The organism is Dolichospermum compactum NIES-806 (assembly GCF_002368115.1).
GTDB classification, from domain to species: domain Bacteria; phylum Cyanobacteriota; class Cyanobacteriia; order Cyanobacteriales; family Nostocaceae; genus Dolichospermum; species Dolichospermum compactum.
Genome location: NZ_AP018316.1, coordinates 4,561,612 through 4,580,586, shown reverse-complemented (window position 1 = coordinate 4,580,586; position 18,975 = coordinate 4,561,612). Strand labels below are relative to the sequence as shown.

16 protein-coding genes are annotated in these 18,975 nt (G+C 36.7%); 9 read left to right on the top strand and 7 right to left on the bottom strand.

What is annotated here, in order from left to right; all coding sequences use genetic code 11:
• Positions 1 to 636: 636 nt before the first annotated feature.
• The 3 genes from CA730_RS21280 to phnE all read left to right on the top strand — a co-directional run bounded on the left by CA730_RS21280 (position 637) and on the right by phnE (position 3,757).
• Positions 637 to 1,608, top strand: coding sequence for a phosphate/phosphite/phosphonate ABC transporter substrate-binding protein (locus CA730_RS21280; RefSeq protein ID WP_096670341.1), 972 nt, complete (start codon positions 637 to 639; stop codon positions 1,606 to 1,608).
• A 544-nt stretch (positions 1,609 to 2,152) separates the two neighbouring features.
• A complete protein-coding gene (locus CA730_RS21270) occupies positions 2,153 to 2,917 on the top strand; it encodes a phosphonate ABC transporter ATP-binding protein (RefSeq protein WP_096671712.1) in 765 nt (254 codons plus the stop codon).
• Positions 2,918 to 3,010: 93 nt separating this feature from the next.
• Complete coding sequence (gene phnE / locus CA730_RS21265; RefSeq protein WP_407919808.1) at positions 3,011 to 3,757, top strand: phosphonate ABC transporter, permease protein PhnE; 747 nt, start codon at positions 3,011 to 3,013, stop codon at positions 3,755 to 3,757.
• Between the two features lie 56 nt (positions 3,758 to 3,813).
• On the opposite strand, the gene CA730_RS21260 is transcribed toward phnE, so the two are convergent.
• The 6 genes from CA730_RS21260 to CA730_RS21235 all read right to left on the bottom strand — a co-directional run bounded on the left by CA730_RS21260 (position 3,814) and on the right by CA730_RS21235 (position 13,169).
• Entirely contained in the window at positions 3,814 to 4,671 is an 858-nt protein-coding gene (locus CA730_RS21260; RefSeq protein WP_096670335.1) for an alpha/beta fold hydrolase, read from the bottom strand.
• A gap of 221 nt (positions 4,672 to 4,892) precedes the next feature.
• The gene (locus tag CA730_RS21255; RefSeq protein ID WP_407919754.1) at positions 4,893 to 5,360 is read right to left on the bottom strand and encodes an NUDIX hydrolase; all 468 of its coding nucleotides are present in this window, start codon (positions 5,358 to 5,360) and stop codon (positions 4,893 to 4,895) included.
• A 322-nt stretch (positions 5,361 to 5,682) separates the two neighbouring features.
• Positions 5,683 to 8,592: a hybrid sensor histidine kinase/response regulator gene (locus CA730_RS21250; RefSeq protein WP_096670333.1), complete on the bottom strand. Its 2,910-nt coding sequence runs from the start codon at positions 8,590 to 8,592 to the stop codon at positions 5,683 to 5,685.
• Positions 8,593 to 8,642: 50 nt separating this feature from the next.
• Complete coding sequence (locus CA730_RS21245; protein WP_172891225.1) at positions 8,643 to 11,267, bottom strand: methyl-accepting chemotaxis protein; 2,625 nt, start codon at positions 11,265 to 11,267, stop codon at positions 8,643 to 8,645.
• Between the two features lie 59 nt (positions 11,268 to 11,326).
• Positions 11,327 to 11,824: a chemotaxis protein CheW gene (locus tag CA730_RS21240; protein WP_096670329.1), complete on the bottom strand. Its 498-nt coding sequence runs from the start codon at positions 11,822 to 11,824 to the stop codon at positions 11,327 to 11,329.
• A 325-nt stretch (positions 11,825 to 12,149) separates the two neighbouring features.
• Positions 12,150 to 13,169 (bottom strand): ABC transporter ATP-binding protein, encoded by a 1,020-nt coding sequence (locus CA730_RS21235; RefSeq protein WP_096670327.1) that lies wholly within the window; start codon positions 13,167 to 13,169, stop codon positions 12,150 to 12,152.
• A 342-nt stretch (positions 13,170 to 13,511) separates the two neighbouring features.
• Here CA730_RS21235 and CA730_RS21230 point away from each other — a divergent pair, with 342 nt between their 5' ends.
• The 5 genes from CA730_RS21230 to CA730_RS21210 all read left to right on the top strand — a co-directional run bounded on the left by CA730_RS21230 (position 13,512) and on the right by CA730_RS21210 (position 17,271).
• On the top strand, positions 13,512 to 13,919 hold the full coding sequence (locus CA730_RS21230; RefSeq protein ID WP_096670325.1) for a RusA family crossover junction endodeoxyribonuclease: 408 nt from the start codon (positions 13,512 to 13,514) through the stop codon (positions 13,917 to 13,919).
• The gene (locus CA730_RS25020) at positions 13,916 to 15,166 is read left to right on the top strand and encodes a hypothetical protein (RefSeq protein WP_172891224.1); all 1,251 of its coding nucleotides are present in this window, start codon (positions 13,916 to 13,918) and stop codon (positions 15,164 to 15,166) included. The genes CA730_RS21230 and CA730_RS25020 overlap by 4 nt, the downstream gene beginning before the upstream one ends.
• A 24-nt stretch (positions 15,167 to 15,190) precedes the next feature.
• Entirely contained in the window at positions 15,191 to 15,463 is a 273-nt protein-coding gene (locus CA730_RS21220; RefSeq protein WP_096670323.1) for a Shedu anti-phage system protein SduA domain-containing protein, read from the top strand.
• 89 nt (positions 15,464 to 15,552) lie between these two features.
• Entirely contained in the window at positions 15,553 to 16,047 is a 495-nt protein-coding gene (sixA, locus tag CA730_RS21215) for a phosphohistidine phosphatase SixA (protein ID WP_096670321.1), read from the top strand.
• 87 nt (positions 16,048 to 16,134) lie between these two features.
• Entirely contained in the window at positions 16,135 to 17,271 is a 1,137-nt protein-coding gene (locus CA730_RS21210) for a citrate synthase (RefSeq protein ID WP_096670319.1), read from the top strand.
• A 280-nt stretch (positions 17,272 to 17,551) separates the two neighbouring features.
• On the opposite strand, the gene CA730_RS24700 is transcribed toward CA730_RS21210, so the two are convergent.
• Entirely contained in the window at positions 17,552 to 17,716 is a 165-nt protein-coding gene (locus CA730_RS24700; protein ID WP_157750036.1) for a hypothetical protein, read from the bottom strand.
• Between the two features lie 139 nt (positions 17,717 to 17,855).
• Here CA730_RS24700 and nuoH point away from each other — a divergent pair, with 139 nt between their 5' ends.
• The gene (nuoH, locus tag CA730_RS21205; RefSeq protein ID WP_096670317.1) at positions 17,856 to 18,974 is read left to right on the top strand and encodes an NADH-quinone oxidoreductase subunit NuoH; all 1,119 of its coding nucleotides are present in this window, start codon (positions 17,856 to 17,858) and stop codon (positions 18,972 to 18,974) included.
• Position 18,975: the final 1 nt, after the last annotated feature.

Genomic DNA, 18,975 nt, shown 5'->3' with positions numbered 1-18,975 from the left:
GAAATTCTCTGAAATTATAGCAAATCGCTGAAAGTATAGCAACCTCGTTGATAAATAGAAAAGATTCTCAATTAATTATTAAGAAAATCTAAAGGCAATTGCTAAAAGTTATAAATATCAAAAGTATTATTAATTTTATATAATTCAAGCTTATCATACAGCCATTATGAATAATCTATCTGATAAATAGCATCTAGGATAAAACTAATAGCATATTATTAGATTATAGTTGTGGGATAGCGAAACACTATCCAGTCTTGTGGAATGTGGGATGGGCATACTATGGCTAACGCCACGCTACGCTAACGACAAGTGTTACAGTGAGCTTGCGATGCCCTGAGCTTGTCGAAGTATGCCCGCACCACAAGAAATTTTGGGATATTTTTTTAATTGGAAGTCTCTAATAGCCATTATACTACATATTAATACTTAAGTTTATTGGTAATTTATGTTATTTATTTAACTATTGTTAATGAGATTTTGGAAACTTACGCATATTACATAATGAAGTACGGAAGGTCAGGGTAAAAAAATTTTGCTTATTGACTTATATTCTTAAAAAGTCTATAGTTTTTGATGGAGTTAATTGCAAGTAATTTGCAAAAGTATTGAAAATATTCTTAGTGGAGTAAAAAAATGGTAGTGAGTAAAAAAAGCTTTTGGGGTGTTGGTGGCGGATTGTTAGCCTTGACAGGAATGCTGTTAAGCGGTTTGGAGTCTACCCAACTAGCCATAGCTAACCCTTTAAACAATCAACCAGCACCACGCTTAATTGCTCAGAAAATCAGTCCTTTAACTATAGTTTTTTCTAGTCGCTCTGATTCTACAGACTTGCAAAATAAAGCTAATAATGTAGCTGCTTTTTTATCTAAGGAGATAGGGATACCCGTTAAGGCGCAAGTAGGTGATGAGACAGCCGCAGTAGAAGCTTTAAGAGCGAATAGGGCTGATGTAGCATTTTTAAGTAGCCGTCCGGCTTTAAAGGCTGAACAATTAGCAAATTCTCGGTTATATTTGGCGGAAGTTCGTAAAAATTACTCCGGTAGATATACTTATAATTCTATTTTTGTTGTTCCTAATAACAGCCAATTAAAAAGTAAGAATTCTCCCAAAGCAACTTTAGAAAAACTCAGGGGAAAAACTATTGCTTTTACTTCTCCTACATCTGGTTCTGGATTTATTTTTCCAGTGGGTGAGTTAGTAAAACAGGGTTTTGTTCCTAACCGTGATCGCTTGGAAAACTTCTTTGGTAAAGTTAGTTATGGTGGAAATTATAGTAAAGCCTTAGATGCTGTAATTAGAGGTCAAGCGGATGTAGCTGTAGTTTCAGAATATGCTCTTTTCCCTCCATATTTGGCGGCTGAAAATAGAGATAAAGTCAGGATATTACATAAAATTTCTGGTGTTCCGGCTCATGGTATTGCGATTGATGATGATGTCCCAGTTGTCATGAGAGAAAAGCTAATTAATGCCTTGCTGAAGTTAAATAAATTAGAAAATAATCAATTACTAAGCGGTTTATATAATTCCACAGAATTGGTCAGGATTGATCATAATCGTCATCTTCAACCAGTGCGGGAAGCCTTGAAAAATGCGGGAATGGAGTAGGGGCAAACCCCCTGTGGTTGCCCAAGAATCGGGGTAGGGGCAAACCCCCCGTGGTTGCCCAAGAATCGGGGTAGGGGCAAACCCCCTGTGGTTGCCCAAGAATCGGAGTAGGGGCAAACCCCCCGTGGTTGCCCAAGAATCGGAGTAGGGGCAAACCCCCTGTGGTTGCCCTGATTGATGGGGGAATTGGGCAAACCCCCTGTGTTGTCCCAAATACCGGGGTAGGCACGGGGGCGCTACCTCACAAGGGTAGGTTTTTAATATTGTCTGTGAAGGCAAGACTGGGAAGACTTGGAGGGAACGTAGACAAGGAAGATTTTATCCGCACAATAGTCTTTTAACGGTGTGTTATTGTTGCCAAAAAACATCATCCTGTAGGGTTTTCCTCCCTTGTCACCTTGTCCACCTTGTCGCCCAAGTCTTGCCCTCACCAGAATGTAAAAAACCTACACCTGTCAGGGGGGCGCTACCCCTACATTAGGTGAAAGGTCAGCATTGAGAATTAGAATATTGATTGTTTGATGAAATTTTCACAAAACCAGTTATGATACTTAAATCTGAAGTAATTACAAATTATCATTTATCTAAAAGTAACGTGAATTTTATTGAATGTTGTCATTTGCGAACAGATTATATTGCTTCTTTAAAACGTCCGATTTTAAATAATATTAATTGCCAAATTAATCAAGGTGAGTTTGTAGTCTTGTTAGGATTGAATGGGGCAGGTAAATCAACATTATTAAAATCACTTGTCGGTTTAGTTCCCTTGATTAAGGGGGAAATTAAAATTAATGGTGTGTCTGTAGGTGAGCAAAACTTACCGCAAATCCGTCGAGATGTGGGAATGCTATTTCAGGGAGGGGGTTTAATTCGCCAATTATCAGCAATTGATAATGTTTTATGTGGCAGATTGGGGGTGAGAAAGACGAGACAAACTTTATTTGGATTTGGGCAACGCGATCGCACATTAGCCTTAGAATTATTAACACAACTAGGTTTGAAAGAACAAGCATATCAAAAAACTAGTAAATTAAGTGGTGGACAACAACAAAAAGTAGCGATCGCTAGAGCATTAATGCAATCTCCACAAATACTTTTAGCCGATGAACCCACCACCGGTTTAGATGTAGTAGCCTCACAACAAGTCATGGCAACTTTATCAGAATTGCATCAACAAGGATTAACTATAATTACCGTTTTACATGACTTAGCTCTAGCTACAGAATATGCTCAAAGAGCGATAATTTTAGATGGTGGGAAAGTAGTTTATGATGGCAAATGTGAAAATTTACAAGAGCAATTTTCATAACCTATCTAAGTAAAATAATTAAAATTATATGGAGTAATTTAAACCATGAAAAAATTTTCTAGTTCACAAATTTTTCATCGTTATCCTTGGTTTATGCCTTCACTTGTCTGCCTATTAATGATAGGAATTTATATTTGGGCATTACAAGGATTAAAAGTTGATCTGAAATTATTAAAAGATAGCTGGCCTTTTATCACAGACTTTATTTATCGGTTATTTCCTCCTAACTTGCAAGTATTAGACATTGCCATTAAAGGATTAATTGAAACCGTGCAGATGTCCGTTTGGGGAACATCCATAGGTGCAGTTTTATCCTTACCAATTGCCATAGCCAGTTCTAATAATATCGCTCCTTTATGGTTAAGATGGATAGCAAACATACTGCAAAATGCTGTGCGTTCCGTGCCTTCAATTATCTTAGGTTTAATCTTTGTAGCTGCTACAGGTTTAGGCGCACCCGCTGGAACATTGGCATTGTCAATATATACTATTGGCTATCTTGCTAAATTTTATCAACAAGCTATAGAATCAGTAGATTATCATTCCTTAGAGTCTTTACAGGTAATTGGGGCATCAAAAATACAAATTGCTCAGTATGGGATATTGCCACAAATATTACCTTTAGGATTAGGTTATACCCTGTGGATGTTTGAATATAATATTCGTGCTGCTTCGGTTTTAGGAGTAGTTGGTGCTGGGGGAATAGGATTTCAATTAAAAAGCTATATAGATGGTTTTGAATATACCAAAGCCACAACCATGATGTTAGTGCTATTAGTAGTAGTCACAGTGATTGATTGGTTTAGTAGTAAATTACGCCGATATTTAGAGTCAATTTAGTCTTAATCCCAATAATTACCTTCCTAGATTTAAGACTATTCTTCCTTCTTCCTTCTTTATCCTGACTCCTGACTCCTGACTCCTGACTCCTGACTCCTGACTCCTGCTATATTAATAAAATCCCAAATAGCTTCCGCGACAACACCAGCACAAGTTTCTGATAAATTACTTTCTCCATGAGCAATATTATGTAACTGAACTTCAGGAATTAATCGAGCATAAGTATTACTTTTAGATATAGCAGTTTGTGTATCTTGACTACCTTGCAAAATCAAACAGGGAACGTTAATTTCCGGTAAGCGGGTTTCTAATAATTCTGCTTCTATTTCTGGTTGCTTGCGATTAAAAAGTAATTGACAAGCCGTAGAGGATTGTAACAATGTTTTTCTTAATTCTAAATTTCTAGCAATTTTTTCCTCCCAACCAATCAATTTAACAAAAGGTATAATTAAGCGTAAAAATTTAATTATCAAGGGTGAAAAATAAAATAACCGCCGTTTTTGTTGCCATTCCTTTTTTTGTCCTTCCGCTGCAACACCCTCTGGTGATAATAATATTAAGCCAGATATTTGCTCTGGATATTTTAAAGCATAACTAGCCGCAATCCAACCTCCTAGAGAATTACCAGCTAAATAGACCTTTTCTAATTTTAAAGCTTTTAAAAAATCAGCTAAACATTCGACTTGTAAATTGATGGAATGGTGAATTTTAGGATTTGCTGATTCACCAAAACCTAACAAATCCGGTGAGAAGCAATGGATTTTTTCAGCTAATAATTCCATTGTGGATACCCATTCGCTACCATCATTCCATGCACCATGTAGAAAAACTACGGGTATTCCTGTACCAACTTCACGCCAAAACAATACGCCTTGACTAAGTTTTATTCGGGAGTTACGAAATAAAATATTCATTTATTTTAATTTACTAATTTAGTTGTCTAATAGTTGTCTAAGTTGTGCAATTTCCAATTATAGACTTTGGAGTTATAGCAACGGTCAAGGTGGTTAGGACATGAATTGTTCGTGTCAACGTACCGTAGGTATTCATGAAACTCCGTCCACAACAGGTTTTTACTCCTGACTCTTGACTCCTGCTATAATTTCCCAACCCAAAATTTTGAATTTTCCATCTTTTAGGCAAGTGTTGTTAAACCATTTAAGTAGTCTTGTAACTGACGAAAATGATCATGAGACATATCTGGTTTTGGTAAAGAACTAGGAGGAAAAGCTTGGATTTCCATAACTTCTAAGGTATCTTTGATTGCCATTTCTCCTTGAACTTCAACTTCAACAGTAATACAGATAGAATGAATCCGAGGATCACGATCTGGTGAAGAGTAAACTCCCACTAAACGGCGAATTTTGACTACTTCTAACCCTGTTTCCTCTATCAATTCTCGACGGACTGCATGAGGAACATCTTCTCCCCAATCCACCATACCACCAGGTAATGACCAACGACCATCATCTTTTCGTCTAATGAGGACAATTTGACCATCAGGTAAAACAGGGATAATACTTGTACCAGTAATAGGGTGTCGGAATATAATACCCAGTACCGTTTGTCCAAAGTGCCATAAGCTCCGTGTGGACTGAATCATTGGTGTAAAAAAAGTCAGAATGTTCAAGTTGAAAGTTACTTTGTTGTATTCTAAGTAGGTTAGCATTGAAAATCGTCGTTATGGCAAGGCAAGAGGGAAGAGGGTTTGGGCGATTTTACTTTTCTTCACACAAATTGGTTTTATTGTGTTCACCTACTTATATATTTTTAACAAAGTTTAGGCGTTTAATTCCCCAGCCTCTAAAGGCAGCAAGTTTTCTGTCGGGGTCTAAATCCCTGTTGCCAAACTTAATTACGAATTACGAATTCCAAATTACGAATTCCAAATTACGAATTCCAAATTACGAATTCCAAATTCCAAATTACGAATTACGAATTAATCTTGTTTCTGCAATCTGGAAAATTATTTCTTCTAATGTCCGTAATAATTCTTGCTCATTGTACGGTTTAGAAAAATAAGCTTTTGCTCCTAATTGCATAGCTAACTGACGATGCTTACTACTACTACGGGATGTTAACATAGCAACAGGAATATTTCTCAACTCTGTATTGTTGTTGATTCGCTCTAAAAAGCTATAACCGTCAATACGAGGCATTTCAATATCACAGATCACCGCTTGGACTTGCAAACCACTTTCTAGCTTTTCTAAAGCTTCTTGACCATCTTTAGCCTGTTCTACTTGATACCCGCCTTTTTCCAGGGTTAGTGCTAGGTAACGGCGGACGTTAATGGAATCATCAACAATCAAAATTATACCTTTTTTGCAACCAGGTTGATTGATAGTGGTTACTTTTGGCGGTTTGAGGAATGCAGTTTGTAGTCTTGTGGTTGGTAATTTATTACTGATGTGGGGACGTTCGCCTGTCGTAATCCAAGATACTAAATCATTGGTATTAATTAGGGGAACTACTCGACCATCACCAAGAATTGTACAGTTATTAAAACCACTGGGAAGGGGAATACTACCTTCTACTTGACGAATAGCTACTTCTTGTTCACCCCAGCAGCGTTCTACTTGAACTGCGACTTGTTGATGATCATGTTTGACTATCAATACACTTGTAGCATTAATAATCGGCAGAGTTTCTATTTCTAAGTTATTGTAGCGGGAGCAATTAAACTCAAAGTATTTATTGAGACGCAGTAATGGTAATTGATTGTTTTGCCAGTTAATAAATTCTTTCCCGTCTTGGGAGAAGATTTGCTCCTGTTCTAGTAAGAAAATTTCCTCGATTACGTCTGTAAAAAATGCTAACACTAAGCGATCGCTCTCAACCAATAAAACCCGCGCGACTGATAAGGTAAATGGTACTGATAAGGTAAACTTTGTCCCTACTCCAGCTTGGGTGTCAACATTCACATCTCCTCGCGCTAATTTCAGATTATTACGAACTACATCCATGCCTACGCCCCGACCAGATAAAGCTGTTACCTGTTCCGAGGTACTAAATCCTGGTTCAAAAATCAATGATAGTAGTTCTTCATCACTAGCGATCGCTAATAAAGAATCATCCAAACCCATTTTTAAAGCCCGGTGACGAATTTTGTCTAAAGAAATACCTTGACCATCATCACGAATAGTAATAATCGTGCGATTACTGTGATAGGCTGCTTTCATTTCAATCAAACCTTGTTCAGGTTTTCCTTGATTTTTACGAGTAGTAGGATCTTCAATTCCATGATCAAAAGCATTGCGTAACAAGTGCATCAAAGGCTCATTTAAAGCCTCCAAAATACCTCTTTCAATTAAAGTATTTCCACCTTCAATTTTTAATTGTACATTTTTTCCATACTCAACGTTTAAATCCCTAATAGCTCTAGGAAAACGTTCTACTAAATCGGAAAAAGGACGCATTCTCACCTGGGTTAATTGTCTTTGTAATTGTTTAGAAGTTTTATTTAGTTTTCTTGCTATTTGGTCTGTATCGTCCACACTTAATTGAATATCGCTGGTAACTTCTGCAACTTGGACAATAGTTTCCATCACATTTTGAGATAATAAATTCAGTTTTTGATAGCTATCTTGTTCTATAAAATTATTTTCTGCTTCTTGATTACCATGATTAGGTGATTCGTCTGACAGATGATTATGAGTTATTATTTTTGCGTAGGCTGTTCGCAGTTCTTGATTTTCCTGATCAAGAATTTGGACTCTTTGACTGAGATTACGCACTAATTTACGTAATCTTTCCATTTGCACATTTAACCCATTACGTTGAATAATAACTTCTCCAAATAAATCATTAATTTTTTCTAAATGTTTACTAGGAATTCTAACTGTATTTTCCTGGTTTTCCCTTTCTTTAGGCGGTGAATTAATATCACTTTTACGTTCAGTATATTTATAATCTATGGGGATATTTTCTGAGGTTGATACTCTATCAGCACTTTCTGGATATAATTCAACATTTTCTAATAAATCAAAATCAGAAATAGCTGATTTATACAATAAATGATCTTGCTGATTTGCTAAAATCGGAGGACGATCATGAATAACTTCACCAAAATCAATTCTAGTTGGTAAATTATCTCGTTGATTACTTAATACTAAATTTTGAGATTGTCGCCATGCTTTTAATGCTAAATCAGCAATTTCTAAACAACTATCAGGGTCAGTTTCTAAATAATGGCTAACTGATTGACATAGTTGGGTAAAAGCTGTTAATTGCAGCATTTCTCCTAACCCACCTAACTCAGTTGCCATCATTACCAACTCTGCTCTTAATCCCGATTTATTACTATTTTTTAATCTAGCTTCTAGGTGTTGTAAATACTCTTCAACTTCAGTTTCAAATAATAAAGGGATAATTTCTGTGTCATCTTCGGATGATAGCAAAGTTGTGATATTTTCTGGAGTCGGTTCACCTAAACGCTCATAAAGTTCGTCAAAAACGGGATAACAAAATTTTCTTAACCAACTATCATCCAGATTATTACCCTTTGCCAGTAACTCAACAATCTGTCGTAGCCAATCAACACTAGATAGTAATAAACTTTGTAAATGAGTATCAAGTTCCAAAGAATCTTTTTGAGTCTTTAAAACTTTAAAGGCATCTTCCAATTTATGAGCTAAATCACTTAATACGCGAAATCCCATCATTGCTGCTCCACCTTTAATAGAATGGGCGGCTCGCATTGCAGCGTTGATATGTTCTAATTCAATACGTTTGCTGATGTCAATTTCCAGTAATACCCCTTCTAAAGTATTGAGATAATCAGTTGCTTCTTCCAGAAATTGCATCTGGATTTCCAATTCTTTATCTTTAGTCATTAGTCATTAGTCCTTAGTCATTATTTATTAATTCAGAACAAATGAGAATATCAATTAGGTGGGAAAGTCTCAATAGTATCTTTTAACTCTTGAGAAATATCTACTGCTTTTTGTAAAGATTGGGAAACTTGACGCGAATTATGACTATTACGTGCTGATACAAGAGTAATATCTTTAATAGTTTGACTAACAATTTGTGATGTTTGAACTTGAGATTGAGTAGAACTTAAAATTGACTGAACTAAGGTATATATTTGCTGAGATACATCAACGATTTGTTGTAAATTATGCTTGGCATTTTCGATAATATTGCTGCTTTGGGTAACTTGATTAGTTCCCATTGACATAGTTTTTAATACTTCACCTGTTTCTTGTTGAATTTTGGCAATTATTTCCTCAATTTCTTGAGTAGCGGCTGCACTTCTGGCGGCTAATTCGCCAACTTCTTCAGCTACCACTGCAAAACCTTGACCTTCTTCTCCGGCTCTTGCAGCTTCAATTCCCGCATTAATTGCTAATAAATTAGTTTGCATGGAAATTTGATTAATTATGGAAACCACACGAGAAATTTGTTGAGAAGATTCCCCTAAACGTCTCACTTTTTTAGTTATTTCATCAACCGTTTCTTGGACACAGAAAATATTTTGCAATGTTAAATCCATCTCTGCTCCAGTTTTAGTAGCTGTATGGTTAGCATCATTAACAATGGTGACAGCTTGCTGTGCTATATCAGCGATAGATTGAATAGTAATGGTCATATTTTCAATATTTTCTAAGCTTTGGTGCATTTTTTCAGGTTCTAGAATTGCCTCTGTGGTGAATTTTTCTAAATAAACATTTACTTCACTAACAGCTTGTTGAATTTGGTTCACAATTGGCTGAATACTATCCTGAAAATTCTGGATTTCTAGAGAGTCTTGATTAATATTTGTTTGACTATTAGCTTTCAATTTTCTGATCTCTACTAGGAGATGAGATTGTTCTAAAGCATAGCCGACTTGTGTAGCAATTTGGGTTAAAAAATTAATTTCTTCAACTTGCCAAACATGAGGATGATGACAATGATGAGCAATCAAGAATCCTTGAATTTCTCCATGACTTAAAATTGGTGCAGTTAAACTACTTTGTACAGAAAATTTCTTTAACCATTCGATATAACTGCTGGTTAAATTTGCTTCTTGTTCAATGTCTGATATGGACTCAAATTGATCACTTTTCCCAAGTTCTCGCCAGTGAGAATCATTGTTATACACACCGAGCATTTTTTGACAATCATCAATTACCGATTCAGCAATTACTTTGACAGCTTGCGTTTTTCGGTGGAGTTTATAAATGATGACTCTATCTGTTTTTAGAATATGACTAACTTCAGAAATTGCTGTTTGATAAATAACTTCAGACTGAAGATTTAGCCGAATTTTTCTAGTCACCTCTAGCAGTAACTTGAGCCATTCAATTTCTCTTTCTTGATCTTCTTGTTTGTTGACTACACTTAGATTTATCTGCTCTTGAATTTCCTGAGCTTCTGCTATGGATGTATTCGCAATCTTAGCATTAATCCGCTGACTTAACCAAGCTACAAGCAACGTCATTAATAATGCGATTAATGGTGTTTTACTAGCAGTTAATGTCAAAAATTCTCTTTGTTGCTTAAAGGCGATCGCTGTATCTTTTTCTATAATTAATTGCCACTTGATCTCTGGTAAACCTGATATTTTGGAAAATGGTATATAACTAATAAGTTGCTGCTTTTGATTATTTTTGGCAATGGCTGTAAATGTATCAATATTTTTTGCATTCAAAACATTAGTTAAACTCGGATATATATTGATAAATTTTTCACCAAATAAATCTGGGTAAGAACTAATTAAAATTTTTCCCGTTGCATCTAAAAAATAATATTGATTAGTCTCATCTATATAACCTTGTATTACTTTTTCTAAGGCTTTTATAGGCATACGAGTTCTGACTATACCGATAGTATTACCCTCAATTGCATCCTTAATTGGTGCAGCTATATAAATCACTGCGCCTATATTTTTAACTATTTCTGGTTGACTAATAATAGGAGTATTTTGTTTAACTACATCTTGAAAATAGATCAGTTGTTTTTCTGGACTTAAAGATTCTCCTGATGACTGAACGATCACTTGTCCATTAATATCAAATATGGCTACATTATCATAAACATTACTAGTTTTTATCAAGCGATCTAAGGACGATTTTGTTTCTATATTAATTGTGCTGTTATCAACTTTGGATATTTGCCTAGATTTTTCTGCTATTGCTTTTTCTGTATCTTGCATCGGACTTGAAAAAGATATATTAGATAGTATCTGAATATCTCCATAGCGTTGTCCAATAAAGTTATTAACTTTATCGCTTAAGTTAATTGCTGTATTTTCTTGGGATGTAATAATTTGTTTTGTAATTAACTTACTACCGAAAATATAAGCGATCACGCCAATTCCCAAAACGGGTAAAGTACCAATAGCTATAGACAAAATTATAGATTTGGCACTCAAATTAAATTTTCGCAAATATGCTAACCCCTGATACCAAGACCTCTGATAAATGGGACTTTTTCCTCTACTATCAACAACTTTAGCTGGAGAAATTAAAGATGCTTGATTTTGAGAATTGCTACTTTGTTTGATATCAGTTTTATTCAACATATATTCCTCACACCACATCTATAAAATAAAAAATTACCACTTTCTTTGAGTATTAATTCTTAGTTAATACAAAAAACATCTGAACTTAAAATATGTACTGCATTTAATACCAATAAAATTTCTTCTTGTTGCACCACACAACCACATAAATACGGTACTAAACTAGATGCTACTTGTCCCACAGGAGAACGGATATCATCAGCAATAAACTTGGTTGTACCTTTAATTTCTTGAACGACTAAACCTAAAATCATTGATTCTATTTGAATAACAATAATATTATACTGATGCAACCGATGATCAAGACATTCTAGATTAAACATCTTCGGTAAATCAACTACCCAAATTATATGACTGCGCCAATTCATCAATCCTAATATACAAGCAGGCATATTTGGAATAGCTGTAACCGATGTCACTGGTACAATAATTGCTTCCTGCGTATGAGCAATGGATAAAACAGCACCTGTTTGTTGATTAAGTTGAAATTTAAGATAGCCATCTTCTCGAGTGTTATGTATGGCTTGATGGTTAAAGTCAATTTGCAACTTTTTCATAAGTAAGTATAATTAAAATCAATAAGTTTCCATAACTTTCTCCCATACTACCTTACTTATCATTCATATCATTCCAGTCCAGTAATTTCTCCATCTCTTCATCTGTGCCAAGTATACGGTAGGTGCTAATTTAGTGGCAGAGTTTAAACGCTCTAACAGCCTTGTAATTATTGTCACTACAGATTTACACATCCCTGGTTTCAAGACATTTCACTAATAGCCTTTTCTACAGCTTCTTCCACCGCGACAACACCAATTGCCCTTAGTTGTCTACTTGATGGTAAGCAACTAAGGGTTTAGTTACTTTACCTATTCTCGATTTTCTCTATCTCATATTTTGCTTTTTCTCGGCTTTAGGATCACGATTGGCTACAGCGGCTAATTCGGCATCCATTAAGGTTTTGCCGGTGGCTGCTAGGTAAACATCATCTAAACTAGGACGAGATTGAGCGATGCCAAAAATTGGTAAGTTGGCATTATTTAATACTTGTTGAATCGTGATCAAAACGTCATTTTGCGGAGTAACTACTAAATTTAGAGAGTTACCTTGGGCGCTGTTGATGATGATTTCTTGGACAAAAGGTAAGGCTGATAACAGGTTTTTGGCAGTTTCGGCTTCTTCTGAGGGTGAAAATTCACGGATTCTTAAAGTGATCCGATCACCCCCCACCTGGTCTTTTAACTGAGAAGGTGTACCATTAGCAATAACCAAACCTCTATCAATAATTGCTACTCTGTCAGCTAAAGCATCAACTTCTTCTAAATAATGGCTGGTAATTACCACAGTAGTTCCCCCAGCCCGCAATTGTCGCAAAAACTCCCAGACTACAACCCGACTTTCAATATCCAATCCTACCGTTGGTTCATCTAATACCAACACATCAGGCGCATGAAGTAACCCAGCCGCTAAATCTAGCCGTTTGCGTAAACCACCGGAATAAGTTCCAGTTTTTTTATCTGCATATTCTTGTAACCCCAGCAAATCCAAAATAGTATTAATGCGCTGTTTAATCACCGCACCAGGAAGGTGATACAATGCCGCTTGTAATTGTAGTAACTCCCGTCCAGTTAGTACCTTATCCAAAGCTACTTCTTGAGCTACATAACCCAGTTTTTGTCTAGCCAATTTGGGGTGATTTAAGACAGAAATGCCAGAAACTTCAATTTTCCCAGTATCGGGCGTTGTTAGCGTACATAAAGCCCGGAGAGTGGTCGTTTTCCCTGCCCCGTTAGGTCCAAGTAACCCAAAAATTTCTCCAGTTTGGACTTGAAAGGAAACATCCTGGACTGCGACTACATTACCGTAGCTTTTTTTAAGATTTTCGATCAAAACAGCGGCAGTCATGACAGCTATAATCCTTAACTATACAATTCGCAACAATCTATCTTTTATTGTACAAGTTAGGCGATCGCCATGATGAGTTGAATATTTCATTTTCAGATAATTTTCAGTACAGATTTAGCCAAATGATCAACGATAGGGACAAGCACATCTCTATCGTTATTTTTGATACTCTAGCTATACAGTACGGCTATCAACTTGACTTATTTGATTTATTTTTGAAACTATATAGTCAAAGAAATAGGTATAAATTTAGTACAATTTTGAGATACACCCAAGACTTGAGGAGTAAGTGGTGGAAAGTGCTGTAAGTTTATTAAGTTATAATCAAGAGATGGACTGGGAATGTCAATAATATATTTTGAACTTCTCATTCGCAAGCGGACTGTTTCATTACAAGGAAAATCAAAAGGACGTAATGAATGGAAAACTTTTCTTCGTTCTGAAGCTCAAAAGGTTTGGACAGGTGGCAGTCCAATTAAAAATGTCAATTTACAGTTAACGCTAATTTATCTTTGTGATGATAGGCCACCTGACACCGATAACATTATTAAACCCATTCAGGATGCACTCAATGAGTTAGTTTATGAAAATGATGGACTAATATCAGATGTAGAGAGTCATCGTCGGTTTTTATCTGAGCCAATTGATATAACAAATTTACCTTTATTATTACAGGAAGGTGTCATCATTGGCGAAGAGTGTGTTTATGTCAAAGTAAGTGAATCTCAAACATTGGAAAAATACTTATGATAGACAATACTAAAAGTTTACATGATGAAAAATTTGAATCTTTGATCAAGCAGTATCGTGATCAAGGATTTACTGTTATACAAAACCCGAAAGCAGATCAATTACCGTTTGATTTGGATAATTATCAACCCGATATTCTTGCTACTAAGAATGAAAATGAATCTGGTTTAATAGGTTTAATAATTGAAATAAAAACCAGCATTAGTCCAGTTTCAGTTGAGCAGTTACAATCTGTAGCAGAAGAAGTAAGTAGACATCCAGGCTGGCGTTTTTTATTGGTAACACTTGAAGATATACAAGCAGAATCATTACCAGGAACATCGGAAGAACTACCTTCCTGGGAAGAAATAGTTGACCATTTTAGTCAAGTTAGCAAGCTTATTGAAAATAATAATATTGAACCTGCTTTTCTTTTTCTCTGGAGTATTTTTGAAGGAGCATTAAGAAAAAGATCATTGGATGTATCAATTCCTATTGAACGTTTACCATTCATAAAATTGCTAAGATCAATGTACTCTTTGGGAGAGTTATCAATTTCTGAATTTGATAGTATTCAAGCTTACTTAGAAAAGCGTAATCGTCTGGCTCACGGTTATATTCAGAAGCTAGATTCGGAGGTTTTACATACCTTTATAATGTTGATTGTTAAGTTATTGGGAGAATGGATTTCTAATATATCTGAGAACCAAAAAATAGCAGTTCTACAGGTTTTCAGGCAAATTATGGTTAGTATGACAAAAAATAATCAGGAAACTACAGCACAAAGGAATCAGAAATTTCAAGAAATATTAGTTTCTGTGTTACACAATGAACCAACAGAAAAAAAAGATGAAATATTTGCAAAGATTAAGCACGCAGTAGAAAAAGAAGAAGGAGGAACTAATTTTTTCAATGAAGTTCAACACTTATCTGATGAGTATTGCGATCTTTCTACTGACTCTAAAAATCAACAGCCAAACAAAAATGAAATAGTTCTAGATGATAACGCACAAATAGCACTTGATGCTTTACCAACTCAAGAAAAAGAAAAGATTAGTCATGCTATTAGTTATCTAGAAAACTTTCCTGATTGTTCAGAAATTGAATTTTCTAATCTGAATTCAAGCCCAGATAATGATTTTATTGCGAAGGTAGGCATATATCGAATCATTTTTGAAGTTCAATCTAAAAAAGTGACTATTACTGATATAGTTAATTATAAACGGATTGAAATGTTATATGGATTATTAGAAAAGGCTAAAGTATGAAAAATCTAGATTCTTTTCATATAGATATTAATTAGTCAAATCATTGATTGGTTTTGGAAAATTGATGATGTTAAGAATACTTCTCAATTTCGTTCTATTTTTGGAAGTGAGAATATAGAATATCAAGGTATTCTTGTTATAGGTAGAGATGAATTCCTTAGTGAGCTTGAAAAAGCTAGATTGAAATGGTATTTAAATAGAGTTGTAGTAGACTCACGCAAAGTAATTTGTAAAACATTTGATCAATTAGCTAGAGATATAAGACATAGACTTTCACAGTATCCAAAGATTTTATGAAATTACTAATTTTACCCTCTTCTTTGCGCCTTTGCTTCTTTGCGTCTTTGCGCGAAACAAAAATAATATAAAAACACCCAACTAAAAACATGGAACTATACTTAATTCGTCATGGTATCGCCGAAGAACATCAACCGCAACTAAAAGACGAAGAACGACAACTCACCCCAGAAGGAAGACAAAAAACCGAGAAAGTCGCTCAAAGATTAGCACAGCTAGAATTACACTTTGATCTCATTCTCTCCAGTCCCCTAATTCGCGCTTATCAAACAGCAGAAATACTCATTGCGGCTGGATTGAGTTCCCAGTTAGAAACATCAGATCATCTGAGCTTTGATGGTAATATTCAAAATTGGTGGCAAGAATGGCTTCAACCCAGGAATTATCCCCAGAAAACCAAACTAGCATTAGTCGGTCATGAGCCTAGTTTAAGCCATTGGGCAGAAATTCTCCTGTGGGGAGCAGCAAAAGAGAGCCTCATCCTCAAAAAAGCAGGTATGATGGGAATAAAACTACCAGATGATGGTTCAGCTTGGGGTCGTAGTCAAATGTTTTGGTTGACATCACCCAAGTACCTGCTGTAATAGTTGTTGCATCTGCAACTATTGTGGTGAAAATAGTCTCTGGTAAGTTAGTGTGAGCAGATATTTTACAAAGTAAATGGTGTTGCCATGACGGTATGCGAATACAAGCCTGGTTTAGAAGGCATTCCCGCAGCCCAGTCGAGTATTAGTTATGTAGACGGGCAGAAAGGAATTCTAGAATATCGTGGTATCAGGATTGAGGAATTAGCCGAAAAAAGTACATTCCTAGAAACTGCATATCTGTTAATTTGGGGTGAATTACCAAACGAGGAAGAACTAAAAGCATTTGAGCATGAAGTTCTCTTCCACAGACGCATCAAATACCGCATTCGAGACATGATGAAATGTTTCCCTGAAAGTGGTCATCCGATGGATGCGCTTCAAGCCTCGGCGGCTGCTTTAGGTTTATTCTATTCTCGTCGGGATTTACATAATCCGGTCTATATTCGTACTGCCGCCGTACGTTTAATAGCGACTATTCCCACAATGGTAGCAGCATTTCAGTTAATGCGGGAAGGTAATGATCCAGTTAAGCCTAGAGATGATTTAGGCTATGCGGCTAACTTCCTGTATATGCTCAACGAGAAAGAACCTGATCCTTTAGCTGCCAAAATATTTGACATCTGCTTAATTCTTCATGTTGAGCATACAATGAATGCTTCTACATTTAGTGCTAGAGTTACAGCTTCTACATTGACTGATCCCTATGCGGTAGTTGCTAGTGCTGTGGGTACTTTAGGCGGTCCATTGCATGGTGGAGCGAATGAAGAAGTAATTCAGATGTTGGAAGAAATTGGTTCTGTAGAGAATGTTGTTCCTTATGTGAATGATCTTCTCAAACGCAAAGCTAAAATTATGGGCTTTGGGCATCGTGTCTACAAAGTCAAAGATCCCAGAGCTACAATCTTACAAGGCTTGGCAGAGCAGTTGTTTGATAAATTTGGCTATGACGAATACTATGAAATTGCCGTAGAAATGGAACGGGTAGTTTCCGAAAAACTGGGTGGTAAAGGGATTTATCCTAATGTTGACTTTTACTCCGGTTTAGTGTACAGGAAGATGGGGATTCCTACCGACTTGTTTACACCAGTATTTGCGATCGCTCGTGTAGCTGGTTGGTTAGCACACTGGAAAGAACAACTGGTAGAAAACCGGATTTTCCGTCCTACCCAAATTTACAACGGTCGTCATGAAGTCACTTACACTCCCATTGACCAGCGTTAACTAACAAACAACTCAACTCTAGATTTTGGATGTTCAATTCAAGTCCTCCGATGGACAGATTGATAAATGTCATATCTGCCATCGAGGCTTGTAGTCCAAAATCACAACTCCCTCCGATTGACAAATTTACAACAGCAACCAAGGGCAGAAAATTAGACAATTTGGATACAGCAGATAACCGTTGCCAGTCTGGAAGCGGCTAGTACCGCAAGGCGTTCGTCAAAAGTCAAAAGTCAAAAATAATATGGCGTCAGCTTTTTAGTGATGAAGAATGGTTGTTTTATTTACGCCGTGCTGTACTAGTTTGTCTTGTTTGATGACTTAATGGCGAAACTTTTGCCCATTTTCCCCACTTACCAATCATCAATTCCCAATCCCAACCATAAGTAGAAGTTGTCTTGTGGAGTCTCATGGAGAAAACCATCCAAGGATATACTAAACTCATGACTTGGCAAAGGTATGGAACTGCAATCGAGCATCATCTCAGCAGAGATTATTACTAAAGCTGAAGGACAAAAGATTGAAGATGGAAGTAATTTCATCCTTCATAGTTCATCAGAACGTTGACTTAAAGAGCAGCAAACATGAATCCAGGAATTGACCTTCAAGGAACTTTTATTCAATCTGTCAAGGACTTAGGCGTACCTCCAGGCGCAGCCAAAGCCCTATGGATGCCATTACCAATGGTACTGATGCTCATTGGGGCTACAGTAGGCGTTCTAGTTGCCACATGGCTAGAACGGAAAATTTCGGCGGCGGCACAGCAACGGATTGGTCCTGAATACCAAGGACCCTTCGGATTATTAGTGCCTGTGGCAGATGGTCTGAAACTGGTATTCAAGGAAGACATCATCCCCGTCAAAGCAGATCCTTGGCTATTTACCATCGGTCCAATTATTGTCGTTTTGCCAGTATTTCTGTCCTATTTAATTGTGCCATTTGGACAGAATATCATTATTGCTAACGTGGGCATGGGTGTGTTTTTATGGATTGCATTATCCAGTATTCAGCCCATTGGGTTATTAATGGCAGGTTATGCCTCTAATAATAAATACGCTTTGTTGGGAGGGTTGCGGGCAGCGGCGCAGTCCATCAGTTATGAAATCCCCTTGGCACTGAGTGTACTAGCGATCGCCATGATGTCTAATAGTCTTAGCACCGTTGACATCGTGAATCAGCAATCTAACTTTGGCATTCTCGGCTGGAACATTTGGCGACAACCATTAGGTTTCGTGATCTTTTGGATAGCCGCCCTAGCAGAATGCGAGCGCCTACCCTTTGACTTACCAGAAGCCGAAGAAGAACTAGTAGCAGGGTATCAGACCGAATATTCAGGCATGAAATTCGCCCTCTTTTACCTCAGTTCCTACATCAACCTTGTACTTTCTGCCCTATTAGTAGCAATTTTATACCTTGGTGGTTGGCATTGTCCTATCCCCCTTGACATGATCACTGGTTGGTTAGGAGTCAGTGAAAGTGACCCAGCCATTCAGGTAGTCACAGCGGTGATAGGCATTACCATGACCGTGATTAAAGCCTACTTACTAGTATTTCTTGCCATCCTCATTCGTTGGACAGTACCACGAGTCCGGATTGACCAATTGCTAGACTTAGGATGGAAATTTCTCTTACCAATAGGCTTGGTAAATCTCCTATTAACCGCAGCCTTCAAACTAGCCTTTCCCGTCGCCTTCGGTGGGTAAG